Source organism: Xylophilus sp., from assembly GCA_009914555.1.
Lineage (GTDB): Bacteria > Pseudomonadota > Gammaproteobacteria > Burkholderiales > Burkholderiaceae_C > WNDY01.
This window is the reverse complement of record WNDY01000015.1, coordinates 1-22,058: the sequence shown is the minus strand read 5'-3', so window position 1 is coordinate 22,058 and position 22,058 is coordinate 1. Positions and strand designations below refer to the sequence as shown.

Annotated in this window: 23 protein-coding genes; 4 read left to right on the top strand and 19 right to left on the bottom strand. The window is 69.2% G+C overall.

Going from position 1 to position 22,058, the window contains the following annotated elements:
* Positions 1 to 42 precede the first annotated feature (42 nt).
* Complete coding sequence (locus GAK38_RS09425) at positions 43 to 1,233, top strand: LysR family transcriptional regulator (RefSeq protein WP_325343497.1); 1,191 nt, start codon at positions 43 to 45, stop codon at positions 1,231 to 1,233.
* A gap of 64 nt (positions 1,234 to 1,297) precedes the next feature.
* Here GAK38_RS09425 and GAK38_RS09420 read toward each other — a convergent pair whose 3' ends face one another.
* On the bottom strand, positions 1,298 to 1,690 hold the full coding sequence (locus tag GAK38_RS09420; RefSeq protein ID WP_325343494.1) for a Bug family tripartite tricarboxylate transporter substrate binding protein: 393 nt from the start codon (positions 1,688 to 1,690) through the stop codon (positions 1,298 to 1,300).
* Complete coding sequence (locus GAK38_RS09415) at positions 1,651 to 1,842, bottom strand: hypothetical protein (RefSeq protein ID WP_325343493.1); 192 nt, start codon at positions 1,840 to 1,842, stop codon at positions 1,651 to 1,653. The genes GAK38_RS09420 and GAK38_RS09415 overlap by 40 nt, the downstream gene beginning before the upstream one ends.
* Before the next feature lie 198 nt (positions 1,843 to 2,040).
* Between GAK38_RS09415 and GAK38_RS09410 the strand changes: the two genes are divergently transcribed.
* Positions 2,041 to 2,484 carry a PaaI family thioesterase gene (locus GAK38_RS09410; RefSeq protein ID WP_325343492.1) on the top strand — a complete coding sequence of 148 codons (444 nt, stop codon included), beginning with the start codon at positions 2,041 to 2,043 and terminating at the stop codon, positions 2,482 to 2,484.
* A gap of 70 nt (positions 2,485 to 2,554) precedes the next feature.
* Here GAK38_RS09410 and GAK38_RS09405 read toward each other — a convergent pair whose 3' ends face one another.
* From GAK38_RS09405 to GAK38_RS09390, 4 genes are read right to left on the bottom strand one after another with little or no spacing between them, the layout of a single operon-like run.
* Positions 2,555 to 3,547: a Bug family tripartite tricarboxylate transporter substrate binding protein gene (locus GAK38_RS09405; protein WP_325343490.1), complete on the bottom strand. Its 993-nt coding sequence runs from the start codon at positions 3,545 to 3,547 to the stop codon at positions 2,555 to 2,557.
* Positions 3,548 to 3,596: 49 nt separating this feature from the next.
* Positions 3,597 to 4,823, bottom strand: a complete 1,227-nt coding sequence (locus tag GAK38_RS09400) for a Bug family tripartite tricarboxylate transporter substrate binding protein (RefSeq protein WP_325343489.1) — start codon at positions 4,821 to 4,823, stop codon at positions 3,597 to 3,599.
* Positions 4,824 to 4,867: 44 nt separating this feature from the next.
* Entirely contained in the window at positions 4,868 to 5,944 is a 1,077-nt protein-coding gene (locus GAK38_RS09395; RefSeq protein WP_325343487.1) for a lactonase family protein, read from the bottom strand.
* A gap of 4 nt (positions 5,945 to 5,948) precedes the next feature.
* Positions 5,949 to 7,187, bottom strand: a complete 1,239-nt coding sequence (locus tag GAK38_RS09390) for an alpha-hydroxy acid oxidase (RefSeq protein ID WP_443089184.1) — start codon at positions 7,185 to 7,187, stop codon at positions 5,949 to 5,951.
* A gap of 70 nt (positions 7,188 to 7,257) precedes the next feature.
* Here GAK38_RS09390 and GAK38_RS09385 point away from each other — a divergent pair, with 70 nt between their 5' ends.
* Positions 7,258 to 8,145, top strand: a complete 888-nt coding sequence (locus GAK38_RS09385) for a LysR family transcriptional regulator (protein ID WP_325343485.1) — start codon at positions 7,258 to 7,260, stop codon at positions 8,143 to 8,145.
* A 63-nt stretch (positions 8,146 to 8,208) separates the two neighbouring features.
* On the opposite strand, the gene GAK38_RS09380 is transcribed toward GAK38_RS09385, so the two are convergent.
* The 8 genes from GAK38_RS09380 to GAK38_RS09345 all read right to left on the bottom strand — a co-directional run bounded on the left by GAK38_RS09380 (position 8,209) and on the right by GAK38_RS09345 (position 14,986).
* Positions 8,209 to 8,805 carry an SMP-30/gluconolactonase/LRE family protein gene (locus tag GAK38_RS09380; RefSeq protein ID WP_325343552.1) on the bottom strand — a complete coding sequence of 199 codons (597 nt, stop codon included), beginning with the start codon at positions 8,803 to 8,805 and terminating at the stop codon, positions 8,209 to 8,211.
* Positions 8,806 to 8,835: 30 nt separating this feature from the next.
* Positions 8,836 to 9,129 carry an SMP-30/gluconolactonase/LRE family protein gene (locus GAK38_RS09375; RefSeq protein ID WP_325343484.1) on the bottom strand — a complete coding sequence of 98 codons (294 nt, stop codon included), beginning with the start codon at positions 9,127 to 9,129 and terminating at the stop codon, positions 8,836 to 8,838.
* Positions 9,130 to 9,158: 29 nt separating this feature from the next.
* A complete protein-coding gene (locus GAK38_RS09370; RefSeq protein WP_325343482.1) occupies positions 9,159 to 10,139 on the bottom strand; it encodes a Bug family tripartite tricarboxylate transporter substrate binding protein in 981 nt (326 codons plus the stop codon).
* Positions 10,140 to 10,183: 44 nt separating this feature from the next.
* Entirely contained in the window at positions 10,184 to 11,170 is a 987-nt protein-coding gene (locus GAK38_RS09365; protein WP_443089183.1) for a Bug family tripartite tricarboxylate transporter substrate binding protein, read from the bottom strand.
* Between the two features lie 168 nt (positions 11,171 to 11,338).
* Positions 11,339 to 12,034: an RraA family protein gene (locus GAK38_RS09360; RefSeq protein ID WP_325343478.1), complete on the bottom strand. Its 696-nt coding sequence runs from the start codon at positions 12,032 to 12,034 to the stop codon at positions 11,339 to 11,341.
* A gap of 29 nt (positions 12,035 to 12,063) precedes the next feature.
* A complete protein-coding gene (locus GAK38_RS09355; RefSeq protein WP_325343477.1) occupies positions 12,064 to 13,053 on the bottom strand; it encodes a hydroxyacid dehydrogenase in 990 nt (329 codons plus the stop codon).
* A complete protein-coding gene (locus GAK38_RS09350; protein ID WP_325343475.1) occupies positions 13,050 to 13,940 on the bottom strand; it encodes an amidohydrolase family protein in 891 nt (296 codons plus the stop codon). Before GAK38_RS09350 ends, GAK38_RS09355 begins: the two co-directional genes overlap by 4 nt.
* Positions 13,941 to 13,966: 26 nt before the next feature.
* Positions 13,967 to 14,986, bottom strand: coding sequence for a Bug family tripartite tricarboxylate transporter substrate binding protein (locus GAK38_RS09345; RefSeq protein WP_325343473.1), 1,020 nt, complete (start codon positions 14,984 to 14,986; stop codon positions 13,967 to 13,969).
* Between the two features lie 100 nt (positions 14,987 to 15,086).
* On the opposite strand from GAK38_RS09345, the gene GAK38_RS09340 reads away from it, so the two are divergent.
* Positions 15,087 to 16,019: a LysR family transcriptional regulator gene (locus tag GAK38_RS09340; RefSeq protein WP_325343471.1), complete on the top strand. Its 933-nt coding sequence runs from the start codon at positions 15,087 to 15,089 to the stop codon at positions 16,017 to 16,019.
* A gap of 362 nt (positions 16,020 to 16,381) precedes the next feature.
* Here the strand turns inward: GAK38_RS09340 and GAK38_RS09335 are convergent, their stop codons facing one another.
* From GAK38_RS09335 to GAK38_RS09315, 5 genes are all read right to left on the bottom strand, one after another.
* Positions 16,382 to 17,386 carry an Ldh family oxidoreductase gene (locus GAK38_RS09335; protein ID WP_325343469.1) on the bottom strand — a complete coding sequence of 335 codons (1,005 nt, stop codon included), beginning with the start codon at positions 17,384 to 17,386 and terminating at the stop codon, positions 16,382 to 16,384.
* Positions 17,387 to 17,653: 267 nt separating this feature from the next.
* Positions 17,654 to 18,526 carry a Bug family tripartite tricarboxylate transporter substrate binding protein gene (locus tag GAK38_RS09330; RefSeq protein ID WP_325343468.1) on the bottom strand — a complete coding sequence of 291 codons (873 nt, stop codon included), beginning with the start codon at positions 18,524 to 18,526 and terminating at the stop codon, positions 17,654 to 17,656.
* Between the two features lie 175 nt (positions 18,527 to 18,701).
* On the bottom strand, positions 18,702 to 19,805 hold the full coding sequence (locus tag GAK38_RS09325) for a porin (RefSeq protein WP_325343467.1): 1,104 nt from the start codon (positions 19,803 to 19,805) through the stop codon (positions 18,702 to 18,704).
* 62 nt (positions 19,806 to 19,867) lie between these two features.
* Positions 19,868 to 21,034, bottom strand: a complete 1,167-nt coding sequence (locus GAK38_RS09320; protein WP_325343465.1) for a mandelate racemase/muconate lactonizing enzyme family protein — start codon at positions 21,032 to 21,034, stop codon at positions 19,868 to 19,870.
* A gap of 85 nt (positions 21,035 to 21,119) precedes the next feature.
* Entirely contained in the window at positions 21,120 to 21,908 is a 789-nt protein-coding gene (locus GAK38_RS09315) for a Bug family tripartite tricarboxylate transporter substrate binding protein (RefSeq protein ID WP_325343463.1), read from the bottom strand.
* Positions 21,909 to 22,058: the final 150 nt, after the last annotated feature.

Sequence of the window (22,058 nt, the reverse complement as noted above, 5' to 3'; positions counted from 1 at the left end):
TATCGGCACCATTCGTCGGTACATGTTTGCCCGAAAAACACCGTGCTGCAGCTGCGCCACCTTCGTATCTTCAATGCCGTGGCGGCGGAAGGCGGCGTGCGTGCCTCCTCGGAATCGTTGCTGCGCGCCGCCTCGGCCATCAGCCGCACCGTGGCGCTGCTGGAACAGGCCGTGGGGCTGCCGCTGTTCGAACGGAAGGGGCGCAGCATGCTGCTCACGCCCGCAGGCCGCCTGCTGCAGGCCCGCTATACGCGCATCGCCGCCGAACTCTCTGCCGTCCTGCAGGAGGCCGGCACGCCCACACGCCACGGCAGCCTCGCGGCCACCGCCATCGAGGTGCTGTTCGAGGAGCGCCGGCTGCGGACCGCATCGCTGCTGGCCGACCTGAGTCACATGCCCACCGTTGCGCGACAGTTGGGCGTGAGCCAGCCGGCAGTCAGCGCTGCGGTAGCCCGTCTGGAGGACGCCCTGCACCAAACGCTCTTCCTGCGCACCGCCCGGGGCCTGCTGCCGACGGACCGGGGGGCATGCTGGGTGCAGCGCTTCGACCGCGCCTTGGCTGAACTGCGTTATCTACAAGACGACCTGGCCGCCCTGCAGGGCAAAGTGCAGGGCGTGGTCGTCGTCGGCGCCCTGCCGCTAGCGCGCACGCGCGTGCTGCCGCAGGCCATCGCAGCGCTGCGTGCGCGGCATTCCGGGTTGCGCGTGCGTTCCGTCGAGAGCCCCTATGAGCAACTGCACGCCGACCTGTTGCGCGGCAAGATCGATTTCATCATCGGCGCGCTACGCCCGGTGGAAGGCAGTCCGGTGGAGATCGAGCCCCTGTTCACAGAGACCCTAGGGGTGCTGGCCTCTGCTGACCATCCGCTGCAGCAGCGCGGGCGCCTTTCCATCGCCGAACTCCGCGATCAGGCATGGGTGCTTTCGCGGCCGGGCTCGCCGCTGCGCACTGCCGTGGACGACTACTTCGTCCGCCACGGCGAGCCGCCGCCGGTGCCAGCCGTGGAAACCGGAGACCTGGCCATGGTGCGCGGCATGCTGCTCGACGGCGGCATGGTCACCGTCCTGTCCACCCACCAGTTGCACTACGAGATGGAGGCTGGCCAGGTGCGCGTGCTGCCAGTCGACCTGGCTGGGCTGCACCGGCGCATCGGCGTGACCACCCGCTGTGGTGCTCAGTTGCCGCCGAGCGTGCTGGCGTTGCTGGCGGAGATCCGCGCGGCCCACCTCTGAACCACGCCGGGCAGCGGCGGCGAATCGCCCCGCAACCCTCTCCACCGCCAGTTGATTTCATGCGCTACATCTTCTCGATCTTGAACTGCGTGACTAGGCGCGATTCGCGCTTGATCTCGGCCTCCTGGAACTTTTTCAGCACGTCCGCAGCGCCCAGAAAGGCACTGAAGTTGTTCTTGTCCAGGTACTCCTTACTCTCCGCGTCGCCGTAGACCGACAGCAGCGTCTTCTCCAGCGTGTCCCGCACGTTCTTCGGCGTGGACCTGGGCGCGAACACGCCCCACCAGGCACCCTGGAAGAAGTCCTTGTAGCCCAGTTCCTGCAGCGTGGGCGTATCAGGCAGCGAGGGCATGCGTTTTTCCGACGTGACCGCCAGCAGTCGGATCTTGCCGGCCTGCACCAGCGGCAGCGCGGTGCTCAGTTCGACGATGGTGAAGTCCACCTGCCCGCCTGCCACGTCGGCGATGGCGGGCGCCGATCCCTTCCCTTGTACGAGATCAGGGCCGCCTTGCCGCCCGCGATGGACAGCAGCGACTCGGTCGCGATGTTGTAGGTGGCGCTGCCGCTGGCGTAGTTGAGCTTGCCGGGGCGGGCCCTGGTGTCGTTCACGAGGCCGTAAACTGTGTGGAACTCGCCTGCAGCCTGCGACCTGGAGCAGGGGCTGACCGAAGAGCGGCGGCGCTTGAAGGCCCTGCTGGCCGGCACCGCCTCACGCGCGCTGCGCCAGAAGTTCTTCGCGGAGCGGCAGGCGTCCGGACAATACACCTCACCCCCAGGCCAGCCCAGGCCTGAAACTATGCTGTTCAGATGGAAGCTGCATTCCCGCCACCCGTGCCGTCCGCGCCCCCGCACATACCGCCTCCGGGTTTCGTCGAATATGTTCCTACGGGCGGCTTCATGCGCACCTTGGGGCTGGTGTATACGCGGCAGGAGACCGATGGCTCCATCACGGCGGGGCTGTTCATCCACGAAAGGCATCTGAACACCCACCAGGTCGCGCATGGCGGCCTGCTGGCCACGGTGGCCGACAGCATCCTGGGCTTCAACGCCGGCAAGGCGGCGACCGCCCCCGTCGTAACGGTGAACCTGAGCGTGAGTTACCTGGGCCGTGTGAAGGAACACGACTGGCTGGAGGTCGCCGTGCGTATCGAGCGCACCGGACGTCGGCTGGTGTTCGCCAGTTGCCTCGGCCAGGTCGGCGGCCAGCCGGTCGTCAAGGCCGAAGGGGTGTTTTCGGTGGTGGCGAGCTGAGAGGCCGTCAGGCCGGCTTGGCGGCCTCGCGGTTCAGGACGGCTCCATGGCTGGCCCCGCTCGCAGCCTGTCAGTCGACCGTGGCACCGGATTCACGTACGATGGCGCGCCATTTGGGAATCTCCCGGGCGATCAGGGCGCGCAACTGTTCGGGCCCGCCCGGCGTGATGTCGATCGAGCGCGCGGCGAAGAAGGCCTGCTCTTCGGGCTGGGACAGCACCGCGCGGATCGCGGCATCGAGCTTGGTCACCACCGCCTGCGGCGTGCCGGCCGGCGCCAGCACGGCGTGCCAGGTCAGCATCTCGTAGCCCGGCGCGACGGTCTCGGCCACCGTGGGCACGGCCGGCAGCGCAGCCGCGCGGCGCGGGCTGGTGACGGCCAGCGCGCGCAGCCTGCCGGACTGGATGTGCGGCAGCGCGTTGGGCAGATTCTCGAACATTGCGCCGATCTGGCCGCCCAGCAGGTCGTTCATCGCGCCGGTGCTGCCCTTGTAGGGAATGTGCGAGAGGTCGGCCTTGGCCTGCGACTTGAACAATTCGCCGGCCAGGTGCAGCGACGAACCGTTGCCGGCCGAGCCGTACTGCACCTGGCCGGGATGCGCCTTGGCATAGGCGACGAACTCCTGCACGCTTGCCACCGGCAACACGGCCGGGTTCACCACCAGCACCAGCGCGGTGGAGCCGACGTAGGTGACCGGTGCGAAGTCCTTCACCGGGTCGTAGGCCAGCCTGGGGTACAGGCTCGCGTTGATCGCATGGGTGCTGATGGAGCCGGCCACGATGGTGTAGCCGTCGGCCGACGCCTTGGCGACGAAGGCAGTGCCCACGGTGCCGCCGGCGCCGACGCGGTTGTCGACCACCACCGGCTGGCCCAGCCTGCGCTGCAGTCCCTGACCGATGCGCCGCGCGATCAGGTCCACCGGCGAGCCGGCCGGATAAGGTGCGACGTAGGTGATCGGCCTGGAAGGCCAGTCCGACGACTGCGGCTGGGCCGGCGCGGCTGCGGCGATGCCGGCCAGACACAGCGCAAAGAGGCGGACGAGGCACCGGGGAAGGCATGTCATGTGATATCTCCTGTCGTTTGAAAAATTCCTGGCAAGTTCGCTGGGCCGCTCAGCTCCCAGGTTCGGCCTTGATACCGGCCTCGCGTATCAGACGGCCCCATTTCTCCCGATCGGACCGCAGCAATGCCGCCAGTTCTGCGCGGGTGGACGAAGCCGGCTCGGAGCCGGTCTTGCGCAGACGCTCCTGCACTGCCGGGTCGGCCAGCACCTGGCGCACCGCGCCATTCAGGCGCGCCAGCGTCGCCTGCGGTACCTTGCGGCCCGCGAACAAGGCGTACCAGTTGTTGCCATCGATGGGCGGCAGACCCTGTTCAGCGAAGGTGGGTACGTCGGGGAAGGCAGCCGCACGCCGGGCGGCAGCGATGCCGACGGCACGCACCCTGCCGCTGGCCACGTACGGCGCCAAGCCCGAGGTATCCGCCACCAGGCCGCGGATCTGCCCGCCCATGAGGTCGGTCAGCGATGCGGCCGTGCCGCGGTAGGGTGCATGCAGCAACCGCGCGCCGCTGCGCAGAACCAGTTGCTCGATCACAAGATGCGGCACGCTGCCGATGCCGGAGCTTCCGATCGCCGGCGGTCTCGCGGCCTGTTTCGACTCGGCCACCAGGTCTGCCGCGTTGCGCACGGGATCGCCGGCCCGTACCACGAGCAACTGGCTGTTGCCGGCCACCAGCGAGATCGGTGTGAAGTCGCGGTCGATGTCGTAGGCCAGCCGCTCATAGAGGAATGGATTCACCACGGTCGCGCCGACGCTGGTCAACCACAGGGTATGCCCGTCCGGCGCCGCGTGGGCCACCGCAGCCGCCGCGACGGCGCCGTTGGCGCCCGGCTTGTTGTCCACGATGACACGCCCCCCCAGCGGGCGTGCGAGCGGCTCGGCGATCAGTCGGGCCACCACGTCCTGCGGACCACCGGGCGGAAAAGCGACCACGATCTTCGTGACAGCCTGCGCCTGCGCGGCGTGGGCAGCCAAGCCCAGGCAGGCGCCCAGTACGGCAACCCGAAGAGAGAGGCCCGGGGTGGAAGCAATGGATTCGCGCTCAGCGCACGGCACGATATGCCGCGAAGGCGGTACGCTTTCGCAAAGCGCATGCCGCAGGACAGTCATGAAAGCGGACTTCTTCAGGAACAGTCCCGCAGATGCACGCGCCGGATACAGGGGTGCATGGGTGACCGGCCGGATCGGCCGGTCGGGCGAAGGCAGCTCGGCCTGGGCGGCGGCTTCGGGTGGGCACAGTGCAAGAAGGCGCACCAGGCAGCGGGGCAGGCTGGGCAAGGGATATCTCCTGTCGTTTTTGGAAAGTGGCCGCGGAAACGAGTTCAGAGCGGCAGCACGCAGGCAGGCGAGGGCGTGGAGATGGGAAGGGATGGGCGCAGCGCCCCGCTCGCGGCATCGATGCCGAAGGACTGGACGAGATCGGCGCCGTGTGAAGCCACCCACAGGCTCCGCCCTCCTTCGGCGAACGCCATGTGCCGAGGCATGTGGCCGACGCCCTCCTGCCAGTGCAGCAACCGCAGCGACAGGCCGTCGTCGGCGACCTCCATGACGCTGATCGCATCCGCGCCGCGCTGCGACACGTAGAGCCGCCGCCCGTCGGGTGACAGGCGGATGGCTGCGCTGATGTTGCGTACGAAGCACTGCGGGGCCAGCGTGTCGAACGCGGCTGCCGGGCTCAGCGTGGCGGTAGCGGCGTCCCAGCGGTAGATGGCCACGGTGGAATCGAGCTCATTGGCCACGTAAGCCAGCGGCAGCCGGGCATGCCAAGCCACGTGGCGCGGACCGGCGCCCGGCCAGGCCACTGCCCGGCCTGCCAGCGACAGCGTCGCCTCCGGCCGCTTCAGCGCCAGCACCCAGATGCCGTCGGTGCCACGGTCCGGCGCCAGCAGATGGCGCCCGTCGGGCGAGAAGCTGATCTGGTGCGGCTGGCAGTGGGGCTGGCTGCGGCGCGGGCCGGCTGCGGCCTCCAGCTGCAGCGTGCTGGAGGGCGCGAGCAGATCGCCCCCGGGCGACAGCGGGAATGCGGTCACCTGCCCGCTGCCGAAGCACGCGGCGACCACCGCCGAGCCGTCCGGCGCGCAGGCCAGGTGCGCCACGTTGCGGCCATCGGTGGCCTGCGTGCCGCGCAACTCGATCCGGCCGGCAACGGTATCGACGTCGATAGCGCTGACCTCGCCGGCATCGCTGTGCCCGACGTAGAAGCGGTGCGCCAACCGCGGATGGCGCGCGAAGTACGAGGGATTGGTCAGCGCTAGCGCTGCCACGGGTGCCGCCGCACCGCCGTCCCCTGCGAGCCGCAGCAGCTGCACTCCCTGCGCTCTTCCGTCGCGCTCCGGCGTGGTGAAGCCGCCTACCAGCAGGTGGCGCGGGGGCTCGGCGATGGACCGGAGGACGGCCATGCCTTCATGCCGCGCGCACCCGCAGGTGCTGCGGTCCTGCCTCGGCTGGGCGGTTGATGCCGATGAGCGCCATGTTGCGCGCGATCTCGGAGGCGAGCACACCGATCGCATGGCGCACGCCGGCCTCGCCGGCGACCGTGCCGGCATAGTTGAACGGCCGGCCGACGAAGACGAACTTCGCGCCCAGCGCCAGCGCGATGAGCACGTCGCTGCCGCGCCGGAAGCCGCTGTCGATCATGACCGGATAGTCCGGCCCGAGCGCGGCCACCACGTCGGGCAGCACCTCCAGCGGGCTGACCGCGCCGTCGAGCTGGCGGCCGCCGTGGTTGGACAGGATGATGCCGTCGGCGCCGTGGTCGCGGGCGCGCAGCGCATCCTCGGTGCGCAGGATGCCCTTGAGGACGACCGGACCCTTCCAGCGCGCGCGGATCTCGTCGAAGTGGCGCCAGCTCAGATGGTCGCGCGCGCCGAAGTCGCGCATCGCGTTCGACGCGAGGATCGGCGCGCCGCGCGTGGCCTGCGTGTTCTCGAAGTCCGGCATGCCGTGCCGCAGGATCGTGCGCAGGAATGTGCCTGCCGTCCAGCGCGGATGGGTGATGCCGTCCCAGGCCAGCCGCAGGCTCGGGCGCAGCGGCGTGGAGAAGCCGGCGCGGATGTTGTTCTCGCGGTTGCCCGACACCGGCGTGTCCACCGTGACCACCAGCGTGCGAAAGCCCGCGCGCTCCACCCGGTCGAGCAGCGCGGCGATGCGGGCCGAATCCCCCGGCACGTAGGCCTGGAACCAGGTATCGGGGTTGGCCCGGGCGACCTCCTCCATCGGGATCAGCGAGGAGCCGCTGAGGATCGCCGGAATGCCGGTGGCCGCCGCGGCCTGCGCCTGCGCCAGGTCGCCGCGGTAGCCCGACAGGGCCGAGATGCCCATCGGCGCGATGCCGAACGGCGCCGCCCATTCGCGGCCCAGCAGCGGCGTGGCCAGCGTGCGCTGCGACGTGTCGGTCAGGATGCCGGGCACCCAGCCGTAGCGCTCGAACACGCTGCGGTTGCCGCGCAGCGAGCGGTCGGTCTCGCAGCCGCCGCTGACGTAGGCGAAGATCGGCGCCGGCAGCAGCCGGCGCGCGGCCTGCTCGAAGTCGTCGAGCGACAGCATGCGGCGCAGCCGCCGCGGGATCTGCCGCGCGACGGAGCCGGGCGGCGCCGAATGGCTGAAGACGGGATAGCGGAGAAGGTCGACAGTGGGCTGCATGGCCGCCATGCTAGGCGCCGGCGGCGGGCCGATGGGCGATGATTCATCGTTCGATCCACGAGAAAAACTCATGAAACTCCAGGCGCTTTCCACCTTGACCGCGGTGGTCGAGACCGGCAGCTTCGCCGCCGCGGCCGAGCGGGTGAACCTGACTCCCAGCGCGGTCAGCCTGCAGATGAAGCAGCTGGAGCAGTATTTCCGCCAGCCGCTGTTCGACCGCTCGGGCCGCAACGCGCGACCCACGCCGTTCGCGGCCGCGCTGTGCCGCACGGTGGAGCGCGCCGTGGCCGACATCGACGCGATGCGGCTGGCGCCCGACCACGTGCCGGCCGGCCGGGTGCGCCTGGGCGTGACCGACTCGGCGCTGACCACGCTGCTGCCCGGCGCCTTCGCGCTGCTGCAGGAGCGCGCGCCGCAGGTGGCGCTGGTCGTGGGCCGCGGCACCACACCCACGCTGCTGCAGCAGCTCAAGGCCGGGGACATCGACGTGGCGGTGCTGATCCGCCCGCCGAGCGGCGGATCGTCGAGGCTGCGCTGGACGGACCTGCTGGTCGAGGAGTTCGTGCTGCTGGCACCGGCCGCGCTGCCGGCCGGGAATGCCGCGCGGCTGCTGCGCACGCAGCCGTGGATCCGGCTCGACCACCGGGTCATCGCCGGCCAGATCGCGGCGGACTATGTGCAGGCGCAGGTGCCGGGCAAGCCGGCGCTGATCGAGCTGCCGGGCATGGACCCGGTGGTGGCGATGGTCGGCATGGGGCTCGGCGTGTCGGTGGTGCCGCGCCCGCGGCACCAGCTGCTCGACGCCTACCCGGTGCAGGCGCTGCCGCTCGGCGCCGGCGGGCCGCGCCGCCACCTCGCGATGGCCCGGCGCGCGGCCGACGTGGACCGGCGGGCGTTCGACGTGGTGGAGCAGGCGTTCGGCGAAGTCGCCCGTGCGCTTCCAGGCAGTGGCGGATAGCCATACCCCCACCCTACACCCTTATAGCGCTCTGTTTACTAGTGCTACAGACACATACTCCCGTCAGCTGTGCGAGAACAGGGGCAGGCCGGCGGCCGGCAGGTCTGCCTCCAGCACCGTGCCGGTCTGCGATTCGACCAGCACCAGCGTGCGCGTGCCGGGCCGGAAGGCGACGTTGGTGACCGTGGCGCCCACGGGGCTGCGCACGTAGTGCGTGATCTCGCCGAGCGCATTGAGCACAAAGGCGCCACGCAGGCTCGCGTGGCCGACCACCAGGCGGTTGTCCACGTCCACCGCCAGGCCGTCGGGACCGCTGGCGCCGAAGAAGCCCTGGAACTGGCCGACCTTGCTCACGCCCTGTCCCACGAGCGGCGCGCGCCAGACCGCGCTGGCCCGCGTGACCGCGAGGTAAAGCGCCGCGCCGTGCGCATCGAGCGCCAGGCCGTTGGGGCTCGGCGCGTTGGACAGCAGCACGTCGAGCCGGCCGTCGGCGGTATCGAGCCGCAGCACGCGGCCGGTGGGATCGTGCAGGCCGCTCTGGCCCTGGTCGGTGAACCAGAGCCGGCCGCGCGCATCGAACGTCAGGTCGTTGACGCCCTTGAACGACTCGCTGTGGCGGTGCCCCAGCACTTCCTCGGGCCGGTCGGCGCCCGGTGCCAGCCGCAGAATGCCGCGGCGGTAGTCGGCGATTCACAGGCTGCCGTCGCGGTGGAAGGCGCTGCCGTTGGGCCAGCCGTCGTACTGCGCCGCCAGCGTCCAGGCGCCGCCCGCATCGACGCGGAAGATGCGGCCGTTGGGAATGTCGGTCAGCCACAGGTTGCCGTCGCGGTCGAACGACGGGCCTTCGAGGAAGCTGTCTATCCTCTGGCCCGGCTTGTTGGCCTCGCTCCACGGCGTGACGCGCGCTTGGCGGAAGTCATCGGGCAGGCGGGTGAGCACCCGCGCTTCGATGACCTCGGGCGGGGCGAAGGAAAGATTCCACATCGTCGGTTCGTGCCTCTGTGCGTTCTGCGTTACTGCGGCTTGAGGCCAGCGCCCTGCGCCGCGGCCGTCCACAGCTTCGTTTCCTTCTGGATCAGCGCGGCGAACTCGCTTGGCGACAGGCCGCCAGGCTCCGCGCCCTGGGCCGCCAGGCGTTCGCGCAGCGCCGGGTCGGCCAGCGCCTTGCGCACTTCCCCGTAAAGGCGGTCGATGACCTTGGGGTCGGTGCCGCGCGGCGCCGGCAGGCCGAACCAGTTGCCGATCGTGTAACCCGGCACACCGGCCTCGGCGAACGTCGGCACGTCGGCCATCGCCGGCAGGCGCTTGCCGCCCGTCACTGCCAGCGCACGCGCCTTGCCGCCCTTGACCTGCGGCAGCGCTGTCGGGCTCGCGGTGATGAGCAGGTCCACCTGTCCGGCCACCACGGCCAGCATCGCCTCGCCCGCGCCCTTGTACGGCACGTGGGTCACGTCGATCTTGGCTTCGCTGTTGAACAGCGCGCCCTGCAGGTGCGCCGAGCTTCCGGAGCCGCCCGAACCGTAGTTGAGCTTGCCCGGGTTGGCCTTTGCATAGGCCACCAGGTCCTTCAGCGTGCGGAACGGCGAATGGACCGGCACCACCAGCACGACCGGAGCATGCAGCAGCGTGGTCACCGGCACCAGGTCGCGCGCATGGTCCCAGGGGAGCTTGCTGAACAGCGCCGGCAGCATGGCGTAGCTGGTGTCGTTGGTCAGGAAGGTCGTGCCATCTGGCGGCGCCTTGGCGACCAGTTGCGCGCCGATGGTGCCGGCCCCGCCGGCCTTGTTCTCGACATAGAAGGATTTGCCCGTCTGCTCGGAGAGCTTCTGCGCGACCTGCCGGGCCGCGAAGTCGGTGGTGCCGCCGGCCGCGTAGGGCACGACGATGCGCACCGGCCGCTCGGGCCAGGCGGCCTGCGCCGCGGCCAGCCCGCAGCCAGAAAGAAGCAGCAGCGCAGCCGCGCCGCGTCGCAGGGGAGAGAAGTGGGAAGGCATGGTGCTTGTCTCTCGTTGTCGTGGAAGTGGCGTCGCGGAGCCGCTCAGTCCAGCTTGATCTTGGCCTCGCGGATCAGGGCGCCCCACTTGGCATGCTCGGCGCGGATCTGCGCGTCGCACTGCTTGGGCGAGCCGGTGATCGGGATAGCGCCTTCGAAGGCCAGCTTCTCCTGCACATCCTTGGTCTTCACCAGCTTGACGATCTCGGTGTTGAGCCTGGTGACGATGTCTGCCGGCAACCCGGCCGGACCCACCACGCCGAGCCAGGTCGATGCGTCAAAGCCCGGGTAGCCCGACTCGGCCACCGTGGGCACCTGCGGCAGCGCCGGCAGGCGCTGGGCCGAGGTGACGGCCAGCGCGCGCACCTTGCCGCCCTTGAGCTGCGGCATGACTGAGACGCTGCTGCCGAAGTACACATCCACCTGGCCGCCGAGCAGGTCGGTCATGGCCGGGCCGGCGCCTTTGTAGGGCACCTGCAGCACCGTCACGCCGGCGCGGCGCGCCAGCAGTTCGCCCGCGAGGTGGCCCACAGTGCCGTTGCCGGCCTGCGCCAGGCCCACGGCGCCCGGCTTCTCCTTGGCCGCCTTGAGGAAGTCGGCCAGCGTGCGCCACAACGATTCGTTGCGAACGGCGATCACGATCGGCTGGGTGGCCACCTGGGCGATCGCGGTGAAGTCCTTCAGCGGATCGAACGGCAGCTTGCTGTAGAGCGACGGGTTGATCGCCAGGTTGGTGGCCTGGCCCATGCCCAGCGTGTAGCCGTCGGGTGCCGCCTTGGCGACGGCGTCCAGGCCGATGTTGCCGGCCGCGCCTGGCTTGTTGTCAACCACCACAACCCACTTGTTGGCCGTGGTGAGCTTCTCGGCCACGAGGCGCGAGGAGATGTCGGTGCCGCCGCCCGACGGGAACGGCACGATGAAGCGGATCGGCCGGTCGGGCCACGAGCCCTGCGCGTGGGCCGCGCCGGCGGCGAACGCGCCGAGCGCGAAGGCAGAGCCGGCGGCGAGCAGTTGGCGACGTTGCATGGTCATATCTCCGTTGTGTGATGGCGAGATGGATGGATGAATGGGTGCAGGCGCCCTTGGAGCCGGCACAGCGAAAGCCAGCAGACGCCGCGCAAGGGCCGTCCCGCAGCTGGCGCCGCCCCTTCCCGCGCAGCGAGAGAAGGGGGAGCCGCGCGGCGGCTCGGGGGTTGTTCTCTAAACAGGCAGACCCTTGGCGCGCAGGACGGCGTCGAAGCGCTCGGGGTCGGCGGTGCCGGTGCGGTTGGATTCGCGGATCTTGGCTTCCTTCTCCAGGTGGGCGCGGGTGCGCGCGAGCACGTCGGCCGCCTCGGCCGCGGGCACGGCGATCACGCCGTCGGCGTCGGCCACGATCAGGTCGCCCGGCAGCACGGCCAGGCCGGCGACGGACACCGGCACATTGATCTCGCCCGGGCCGTCCTTGCTCGGTCCGCGGTGGGTGTGGCCGCGCGCGAAGATCGGCATGCCGTCCTCGGCCCATTCGGCCAGGTCGCGCACGGCGCCGTCGATCACCAGGCCGGCCACGCGGCGGGCCACGCAGGTGGTGCGCATCAGGCCGCCGACCAGTGCCTGCGACACGTCGCCGCCGCCGTCGATCACCAGCACGTCGCCGGGCTGCACTATCAGCAGCGCCTTGTGGATCATGAGGTTGTCGCCCGAGCGCACGCGCACGGTGAAGGCCGGGCCGGCGATCTGCGTGTCGATGCGGGCATGGTACTGGCGCAGGCCGATCGTGCCGATCTGGCGGCTCATCGCGTCGCCGATGGCCGCGGCCGGCAGGCCCTGGAAGGCTTCGACGATGTCGGCGCCGGGCCCTTCGGCGCGGGGGTTGATGCGGTAGCCGGCGGGCCACTGGACAGGCGTGGTGGTCATGGGGTCTCCAGAAGAAAACAAAAAGGACATCAGGCTGCGGCGTGCGCAGCCAGCACCGCCGGGTTCACGCAGGCCGACGGGTCGGACGGCTCGCCGCGCAGCCAGCCGAGCACGTTGCGCACGGCGCCGGAGGCCATGGCGGCCAGCGCGGCAGGCGTGGAGCCGCCCACGTGCGGCGTGATCACGGCGTTGGGCAGCGCGAGCAGCGGACTGTCGGCCGGCAGCGGCTCCTGCACGGTCGTGTCGAGGCCGACGGCATGGAGCTGGCCGCTCTTGAGCGCATCGACCAGCGCGGCCTCGTCCACCACCTCGCCGCGGGCGGTGTTGACGAGGATGGCGCCGCGCGGCAGCCGCGCGAGGCGTTCAGCGTCGATCAGGCCCCGGGTGTGGCGGTTCAGCGGCACGTGCAGGCTCAGCACCTGCGACAGCGGCAGCAGTGCATCGAGACTGCCGACCAGCTGCACGCCGGCGACCGGGCTCGGCTGGTCCTGCAGCGCCGGGTCGAAGGCAGCGACCTGCATGCCGAGCGCCTGCGCCACCACGGCCACGCGCTGGCCGACCTGGCCGAAGCCGAGCAGGCCGAGCGTGCGGCCGCGCAGCTCAATGCCGTCCTGCGCGCGGCTCCAGCGGCCGGCCCGCAGTTCGCCGTCCATCCAGGCGATGCGGCGGGCCGCGGCGAACAGCAGGCCGAGCGTCATCTCGGCCACCGACTGGGCGTTGGCGCCCGGCGTGACATAGACCGGGATACCGCGTGCGGTGGCGGCTTCGACGTCGATGTTGCTTACGCCCACGCCGTGCTTGGAAATGACCTGGAGCGTGGGGCACGAGGCAATCGCCTTGGCGCTGAGCGCGACGGTACGGGAGATGATGGCATCGACCGGCTCGGTGGCGAGCACCCGCTCGGCCTCCTCGGCGCTGTCGGCGTTCTCCAGGTAGATGACGCGGGCACCCGCGGCAGCAAGCAGGTCAGCGCCGGCGGCGGCAAGGCGCGGGGCGGTCACGAAGATGGTGTAGCTCATGCGTTCGTTGTGGATGGGAAGGGGGTGGAGGAGGAAGCAAGGGGCGGTGCGCCGAAGCCGTAGAGCACGGCGGGGTTGTCGGCCAGCACGGCCTGCCAGGCTGCGGCGTCGTTGCCGACGACCCGGTCCAGCCAGCGCAGCAGGTCGGCCGGCACCGGCGTCTCCCGACCGTGCACCACATGGGCCGGATGAGGCCAGTTGGAGCCCCAGACCATACGTTGCGGCGCCAGCGCCAGCAAACGCCGGGCGATGTCCGCGGCATGGCGCCAGGCCGGGGCATCGGCATCGTCGACGAGTTCGACACCCGACAGCTTGACCCAGGCGCGGCCGGCGTCGAGCAGGCCGGCGATGGCGCCAAAGGCTGGGTGCGCGGCCGCATCGCGGGCCGGCAGCCGACCCAGGTGGTCGAACACCACCGGCACGGGCAGCCGGCCGAGCGTGCCGGCCAGGGCCGGGATGTCGTCGGCCGCCGCATGCAGCTGCAGGTGCCAGCCGTGCGGCGCGATGCGCGCGGCGATCTCGCGCATGGCCACAGCCGCCACCGGCGACAGCCGCAGCAGGTTGAAGCGCACGCCGCGCGCGCCCAGCGCGTGCAGCCGGGCGACCTCGGCATCCGACGTCTGCACGTCGATCACGACCACGGCGCGCGCGCGGCCGCCGAGCCGGGCCGCAGCCTCCCGCGTGCAGCGGTTGTCCGTGCCGTAACTCGACGGCTGGACGATCACCCAGCGCTCCAGGCCGAGGCCCGCCCAGACACGGGCAAGGTCTGCCACCGTGGCCGGCGGCGGGCGCAGCGAGGCCTGCGGGACATAGGCGAATCTGTCCGGATCGTTGATGTGGATGTGGCTGTCGCAGGCGCCCTGCGGCAGTGCGGGCAGCGTACCCATGGGCAGGTGTGCCTCCTCGCCGCGCATCATTCGTCGATGGAGACGTGCGACGCACGCGCGGCTTCGGCCCAGCGGCGGGCCTCGCCTTCGGCATAGCGGGCGAAGTCGGCCCGCGGGCGGGTCGACACGTCGGCGCCCATGTCGTGGTAGCGCTTGCGCACCGATGGATCGCGCAGTGCCGCTTCCAGTGCCGCGGCGAGCCGCTCGGTCACGTCCGTCGGCAGGCCAGCCGGTGCGAACAGGCCGGTGTAGAGCGTGCCATCGATATCGGGAAAGCCCTGCTCTGCCAGCGTGGGCACATTGGGAAGCAAATGCGAGCGCCGAGGCCCCAGCTGGGCGATGGCCTTCACGCGGCCCTGCGTGACCAGCGGCGCGGCCGTAGTGACCTGGTCGACCATGGCATCGAGCTGACCGCCCATGAGGTCGGCCGCAGCCGGCCCGGTGCCCTTGTAGGGAACGGCGGTCAGCAGCAGGCCGGTGCGCGCGCGGACCAGCTCGATCACCAGGTGGGTGAACGAGCCGTTGCCCGCGGTACCGACGCTGGCGCCGCCGCTGCGCGCGTGCGCATAGGCGACGAATTCCGCGAAGTTGGCGGCCGGCAGCCGCGTGGACACGGTGAGCACCGCCGGGTTGGTGGTGATGCCTCCGACCACGGTGAAGTCCTTCACGCCGTCGTACGGCACCTTGCGGCTCACCGCGTTGGCCACGGCGTTCGGCCCCGAATTGGCCAGCAGCAGCGTGTAGCCGTCGGATTTGGCGCGCGCGACGAAGGCTGCGCCGATGACGCCGCCGGCACCCGGACGGTTGTCCACGATGACCGGCTGCCCCAGCAGGCGGCCGAGCGGCTCGGCCAGCACGCGCGCCGTGAAATCGATGTTGCCTCCTGGCGCGAACGGCACGACGAGCGTAACCGGCCGCTCTGGGTAGCGGCCCTGCGCCCAGATCGGCACTGCCAGCGATGGCACGGCCGCGATGGCCAGCGCTTGCAGGGCAAACCTGCGCCGGTGCACAGTGGCCGGGGACGCCATGCGGGAACCCGAAAGCATCTGGAGTCTCCTTGTTGCTATGAATGCCCACCATTCTGGAAACGACGAATCATTCCGTCCATTCGATAATATCGATCCATCGATAAATTTTGTTCATTCCATGGATCTGCACCTGCGCGACCTGCGTTACTTCGAGACTGCGGCCGAAGCCGGCCACCTGGGCCGCGCGGCCGACCGGTTGGCGCGCAGCCAGCCGGCGCTGTCCAAATGCATTCAGCGGCTGGAGGAGGCCTTCGGCAGCCCGCTGTTCGAACGCGCCGGCCGTGGCATCCGGCTTACGCCGGTAGGCGAGGTGCTGCTCGCGCGCGCCCGCATGCTGCGCGGCGCGGCCGAGGACGCGATGCGCGAGGTCAGCGACTTCGCCCGCGGCCACGCGGGCCATGTGCGCATCGGCAGCGGGCCGATCGCGGCCGATCATTTGCTGCCCGAACTGTGCCGGCTGGCACTGGCCGACGGCGCCGGAACGACCATCGACATCGTCACCGGCTCCAGCACCGACCTGTGGCAAAGTCTGCGCGAAGGCCGGCTGGACCTGCAGATAGGCTTGACAGCCGACCGCGATCCCGACCTCGTGTCGCACGCCATCGTGAAGGACGTCGTGGTCGTGGCTGCAAGCCCCACGCATCCTGTTTTCGCACAGCGGCGCATCACAATGGAAGCTCTGCTGGCTTACCGCTGGGCGCTGCCGACACCCACCATCGCCAGCCGTCAATGGATCGACGCCGCCTTCGCCTCGGTGGGACTCGCGCGGCCTACGGTGCAGATCGAGGCCAACACCATCCCGCTGCTGCCACGCATGGTGGCGCGCACCGAGCTGTTGAGCTTCGTTTCGCGCCACACGCTAGCGCTGCAGCGCGACACCGACGTGCTCAAGGAAGTGCGCCTCGCGGCGACCACGCTGCGCCGTAGCCTGGGCGTGACACACCGGCGTGCAGGCTATCTTTCCCCGGCGGCCGCGCGCATCCTGGCACTGCTTCGGGCGCGTGGGCCGGCGCTGTTCCGCCAGCCGCTGCAGGACACAGGCAGGGCATAAGGCAACAACTGCGCACGGTGCCCAGCGCATCGGCCAGGTCGCGACGTACCGAACAGGATTGCCGGCAAGGGAGGTCGAGAATGGCGAGCGCACGGGAAAGCACCGCTGGCTGGCGCAGAGGGGCCCATGCATGGTTTGTCGGCTTCGGCCGCCTGCCCATTCGCTTGGAACGACGCCCGGACATCCATGGACGTCATGCGGCAGGTTGCTGCTGCTATCTGCTTCCGCCAGGCGGTCATGGGGAGCCGCTCCTAGCTGCCGAGGCAGGCCCGTGTCTCTGCCGGGTAGCCGCCCCGGGGCAACTGCTAGGGCGTGCCAGGCATCCTCACCCGGAACTGTCGCGCAGCGGCCTCGAGCGCCGTTTAGGTCGCCTCCATATAGCCCAGCCCGTCGCGTTCGGCCTGCGCCTGCAGGCGGGCAGCTTCGTCGCCGGGCAGGCGGACGGGGCGGGCCGGATCGACGGGCAGACTGGCCCTGCAGGCATCGCCGAAGAAGTCCGTCTGCCGCTCGAATTCGTCGCGGCCGCTGAAAAAAGCGGGATCGAGCACCTGCAAGAAGATGTTGCCGCCGCCCCAGGCAACCGGCTTGTCCGCGCGGCCATAGCCGGAGAGCCCCTGCGACAGCGCTTCGATCATCAGCGCCAGCCCGAAACCCTTGTGCCCGTACTCCTGTCCGCCCAGCAACTGCAGCGAACCGCGCGGCTCAGTGTGTTCCAGCACGGCGGGGTCGTTGGTCGGCCGGCCATCGGCATCAAGCAGCCAGGGATGTGCAAAGCGCTCGCCCGCCGCGTACTTGGTGCGGGTCATGGACACGGTAGTGATGCTCGCGCAGATATCCACCAGCACCGGATGGTCCGGCCCGGGGTAGCCGAACGCGAAGGGGTTGGGCGTGAACAGCGCCTCCTTGCCGCCGTAGGGCGCTACGCGCCGGGCCGATGGTTCGGAATTGGCGATGGTGATGACCAAGCCGCGGTCGGCGGCCTGTTTCGCCAACGCGGCAAGACAGCCAATGTGGTGGCTGCGCCGGATGGCCACCGACACCACGCCGTAACGCCCCACGCGATCGGTGGCGAGCTGGATCGCGGAGTCCATGAGCCAGAGGCCCGGCAGGCGGCGTGCATCGATGACCAGCGCAGCGCCCCGGTCGGACACGATCTCGAAGTCGCCGCTGAGTGTCATGCCGCCCTTCGCGATATCGGAGAGGTACAGCGGAATCAACGCGAGGTCGTGGGTGCGGCGGCCCATGGCGTCGGAGAGCATCAGCAGTTCCGCCACGCGCTGGGCCTTGGAGAGTTCCATGCCGGCCGCGGCCAGCAGGTCACGGCCGAACACGACCAGATCGTCAAGGGAATATCGAGCGGCTTGCATGGGTAGGAAGGTCAGGGGGAACAGGTTCTAGCCAGGGCGGCTGCGCTGTGAGGCGTGCCGGGATGTTCGACGCACTGCGAGGGAGGAAGGCACGATGGAAGCGATGGCACAGCTGGGCTACGCCTCGGTTGCGGCACCGCTGTTCCAGGCGCCTGCCGTAGCGGCGGCGCAGATGTGGTGAAGCCTGACGACGTCGCATGACCGCATCCGGGCCTTGGTTCAGTTGACGGATTCGAGCTGACCCCGGGACCGGGCGATCACGGCGTTTCAGCGCGCGGACTCCTGTTTGATGAAGGCGGCCATCTCGCGGCGGTCCTGCGGCGCGGCCTCGGCGCCGAGTTCGGTCAGGCGCCTGGCGAAGTCGGCCGAGCGCGCGATCTTGAGCAGTTCGACCTGCAGGCGGTCCACGGCGGTCTCGGCCATGCGCCGCGGGGCGGTCACGCCTTGCCAGCTGCCGGTCTCGAAACCGGGTGCGCCCTGCTCCGCGATGGTCCGCACCTGCGGCAGCAGCGGCGAACGGGCTCGACCGGAAATGCCCACAGCCCGCAGCTTGCGGGCCTGCAGCAGCGGAATCGCCGGCAGCACCGAAGTGACCACGAGGTCGGCTGTTCCACCCACGGTATCCGCCAGCGCCTGGGCGCCGCCCTTGTAGGGAACGAACTGGCAGGACAGGCCCACCCGCTGGGCCAGTTCCAACGCGCCCAGGTGGTTGGGGGTTCCCAGAAACGGCAGGGCGATGTTGACGCGCCGCTTCTTCGACAGTGCCACCAGCCCCTGCAGATCATGCGCCTGCAGGTCCGCGGTGACGGCGAACACGTGCGGTGAATAGGCCAGCATCGCAACGGCCTGCAGGTCCCGGTCGAGCTTGTAGGGCAAGTCCTGGTAGAGCGTCTCGCTGATGGCGAGCGACGGGATGTCGCTGACCATCACCGTATGCCCGTCCGTGGCTTGCGCCACCAGCGCAGCGCCCACGTTGCCATTGCCTCCGGGTCGGTTGTCCACGATCACCGGCTGACCCAGCGCCTTCGCCAGCGGGATGCCGACCATGCGGCCCAGGATGTCCGACGTGCCGCCCGCCACGTTCGGGTTGACGAACTTCAGCACCTGTCGCGGCCAGGCGGGCTCCGCCGAATACCCCATGGCGGGTAACACGAGGCTGCCGGCTGCCAGGGCCAGAGCCCCTCGCCTGTCCATGTGCATGTCTGTCTCCGTGTATTTGCCGTTGAAGCGGCGCAGTATCGGCCGCGCATTCCTACGCGTCAACATCATGCATGATCTATGATGTATGAATCTGAGGCGACGGCGGCTGCCCGGCTCAGAAAATGTGACGTAAGCCTGCGGCATAGCCCGTGGCCCTGCCGCCCGCCACCGGAACTGCTGCAGCACCGGAGATGCTGCCGCCAATGTTGCCGATGCCGAAGGCCGCGGCCCCGGAATTGCTGACCCGCGCCACGTCGGCATAGAGCGCGGTGCGCCTGGAGAGGTGGTAGATATAGCCCAGCGCGAACTTCCGGGCGTCCCGGTCGGACTGGCCTGCCGTCTTGTTGTCATACCTGCTGCAGTTCGCGCGGACCACGCCGCCGCCGACCGGCATGCTGGCGCCCAGCGAGTAGGTGTTGAAACGGAAGCCAGCCTGGCCCGCCCGGCCGGACATGGACTCGCTCTGGACCAGCACCAGGAGCTTCACGACGCCGAAGTTGTAGGAGCCGCCGACGTTGGCGACCGTGTAGTCAGCGACATAGGCCGCGGCCCAGCTCACGTCATGGAAAACGCCGTAGCTTGCGCCGACGTCCAGCCGCCCGCTCGCATAGCCCAGCCGGCCTCCCATGTAATTTCCCTGCTTCGAACTGTTGGCAGCGGTGGTCGCGGTCTGCGAGTTGCGCTCGCCGAAGGCGTACTGCACGGTGCCGTTCAACGCGCCTGCTGGCAGGAAGTACGCCACGGAGTTGCTGGTGCGGATATAGCTGAAGGTACTGCCGCCCGAAGTCATCACGCCGGCGGTCGGACCATAGTTCTCCACGAACCCGAAACCGCGCTGCCCGTACACGTCGTAGAGGCTCATGCTGAGATAGCTGGGCGCGAAGTCCCGGCCCATGCGGATCTCGCCCATGGGTCCGGACAGGCTCACGGTGGAACGTCGCATGAAGTTCAAGCCGTTGGCATTGCCCGTGTCCGTCTGCAGCTCTCCCTCCAGGTGGAAGCCGGCCGAGTAGCCGCTGCCCAGATCCTCCGAACCCCGGAAGCCCAGCCGGCTGGTTCCGTTGCCGCCGGTCAACAGCCCCGATGCGTGGCCCGTGCCTGTGGTGCTGATGCGCCCCGCGCCGGCATCGACCACGCCAAAGATGGCGACCGGGGACTGCGCCTGCGCGAACAGCGGCGCCGACGCGCAGAGGAGAAAGGTGAGCCTGGATCTGTGCATATTGTCTCCTGTTCTTGATACGGTGAAGGCGCGCTTGTCGAAAAGCTGCCCGTGCCGCGCGCTCAGACGCAGCCTTCCTTCGGGAACTCGTCTTCGGGATGCCGGAGGTTGCGGGCGCCGAGGTCTTGGTAGGGCCACGCGAGGACCTCGTCGATGTCCACGTCGATGCCCAGGCCCGGCGTGTCGGGCACGTGGCCCCAGCCGTTCTCGACGCGGGGGCGCTGGGTCCCGATGGGATCGCAGCCAGGCGCCAGGCTGACGAAGTATTCGCCGATCAGAAAGTTGGGGCTGGCCATTGCCAGATGGAGCGTCGCGGCCAGGCCCACCACCGTGGTGTTGTTGTTGTGCGGGCTGAAGGCGATGCCGTAGGGCTCGGCCATCGCGGCTATCTCCATGCAGGCCAGGATGCCGCCGGCCACTGTGACGTCGGGGTTGATGACGTCGGCCGCCCGGCGCTCGAAGACCTGGATGAATTGCTCCTTGGAATAGAGCGTCTCGCCGGTGACGATGGGGATGGAGGAAGCCTCCCGCGTCTGCGCTACCAGGTCCATGTTGTCGGCGAGGCTGGGATCCTCCAACTGCATGATCCCGTAAGACTCCACCCGGCGGGCAAAGAAGATCGCCTGCTGCGGCGCAACCCGGCGGTGCGCATCGATGAGCAGTTCCACGCCCGGCCCCACCGCTTCGCGCAGCACGCGGACGTTCTCGACCGCCGCGTCTTCTTCCCTCTTGGCAATGAAGGTACGCCAGGGTCCGGAGAACGGATCCCATTTGAGCGCCGACCAGCCCTGGGCCACCGTCTTGCGGGCCGCGTCGCACAGTTCGTCGAGGTCGCGGGCTTGGTCGGCCCAGCCGTTGGCATAGAGCCGGATCTTTTCGCGGTTGGCGCCGCCGAGCATCTTGTAGACCGGCAGGCCCGCAATTTTGCCGATGATGTCCCAGGTGGCGATCTCGATGCCGCTCCAGGCACAGGAAAGGTCCACCGATCCGCGGCGCACCGCAAAATCGTCGAACATGATTTTCCAGGTGTGGCGGATATCGAAAACGCTGCGTCCGATGACGTAGGGCGTCATTTCCCGGATGAACATTTCCACCACCCGTTCCTTGCGCGGGCTGGTATAGCACTCGCCCCAGCCGTAGGTTCCATCCTCGGCCTCCACACGGATGAGCAGCAGATTCCGGCTGCTGCGCGGATTGAAGAAATAGGGAGTTATTTTCGAGATCTTCATGAAACGCTTTCCCAATGAATCGGCACGGGACGCGGCAAAGCCTCCGGGCTTATCCGAAGAACTGCCATAACCCGCTATGAATTGATTACTCCTGCTTGGCGCCGCTTTTCGCCACGAGGGCAGCCCAGTGCTCCATTTCCGCCTGACGCGTCTTTCCGAATTCCACGCTGTCGGTGACATGCACAGAAAATCCGCGCAGCGTCGCGAAGTCCACGAACTGGTTGGTCTTGGCGATCGCGACCATGGCACGCGACAGGGCCGCGATCCGATCATCGGGTGTGGCCGCCGGTACGAGAAAACCGAAAAAGGACACGACCTCGTACCCCGGAAATCCGGATTCCGCCACCGTCGGGACATGGGGGACGGACGCCACCCGTCTGGCGGAGCTGACGGCCAGCAGACGCATCCGCCTGCCTTCGACCAGCGGCACTACGGCCGTCAGCGGTGCGAAGGTGAACGATATCTGGTTGGCGGCAACGTCCGCGACGGCGCCATCACCGCCCTTGTAGGGAACGTGGACCGCAGTGGCATGGGCACGGGAGAGGAACTCCGCCGCGGCCAGATGTGTTACGGCGCCATTGCCCGAGGAGGAATAGGTGAGCTTTCCGGGATTGGCCTGCGCAAATGTCACGAGATCCTGGATCTTCTTGAACGGGGAATCTTCCGGCACCACCAAGCCAAGGCATGCCTCGCCATATCCGGCAACGGCCCGAAAATCCTTGACCGGATCGAAGGGCAATTTCGGATAAATGCTCTTGTTGGCATAGTGCGGCGAAGAAACCGCCAGCAGCGTACGTCCGTTCGGCGCGGATTTGGCGACATAGTCCGCTCCCAGTGATCTTGCCCCTGATTTACGGACACCTATCTGTCGCATCCCGGATGATTGCATAAGCGAGAATCGCTATCCACTCTTCATGGCCCGAGCGGTGATGCGAGGATTGATAGAGTCACTGCAATCACCTCCGGAGGTCCAAGCATGCTGATCGCCCTGCACAGGAACGCCCGCACCACGCCCGCCGTGCGT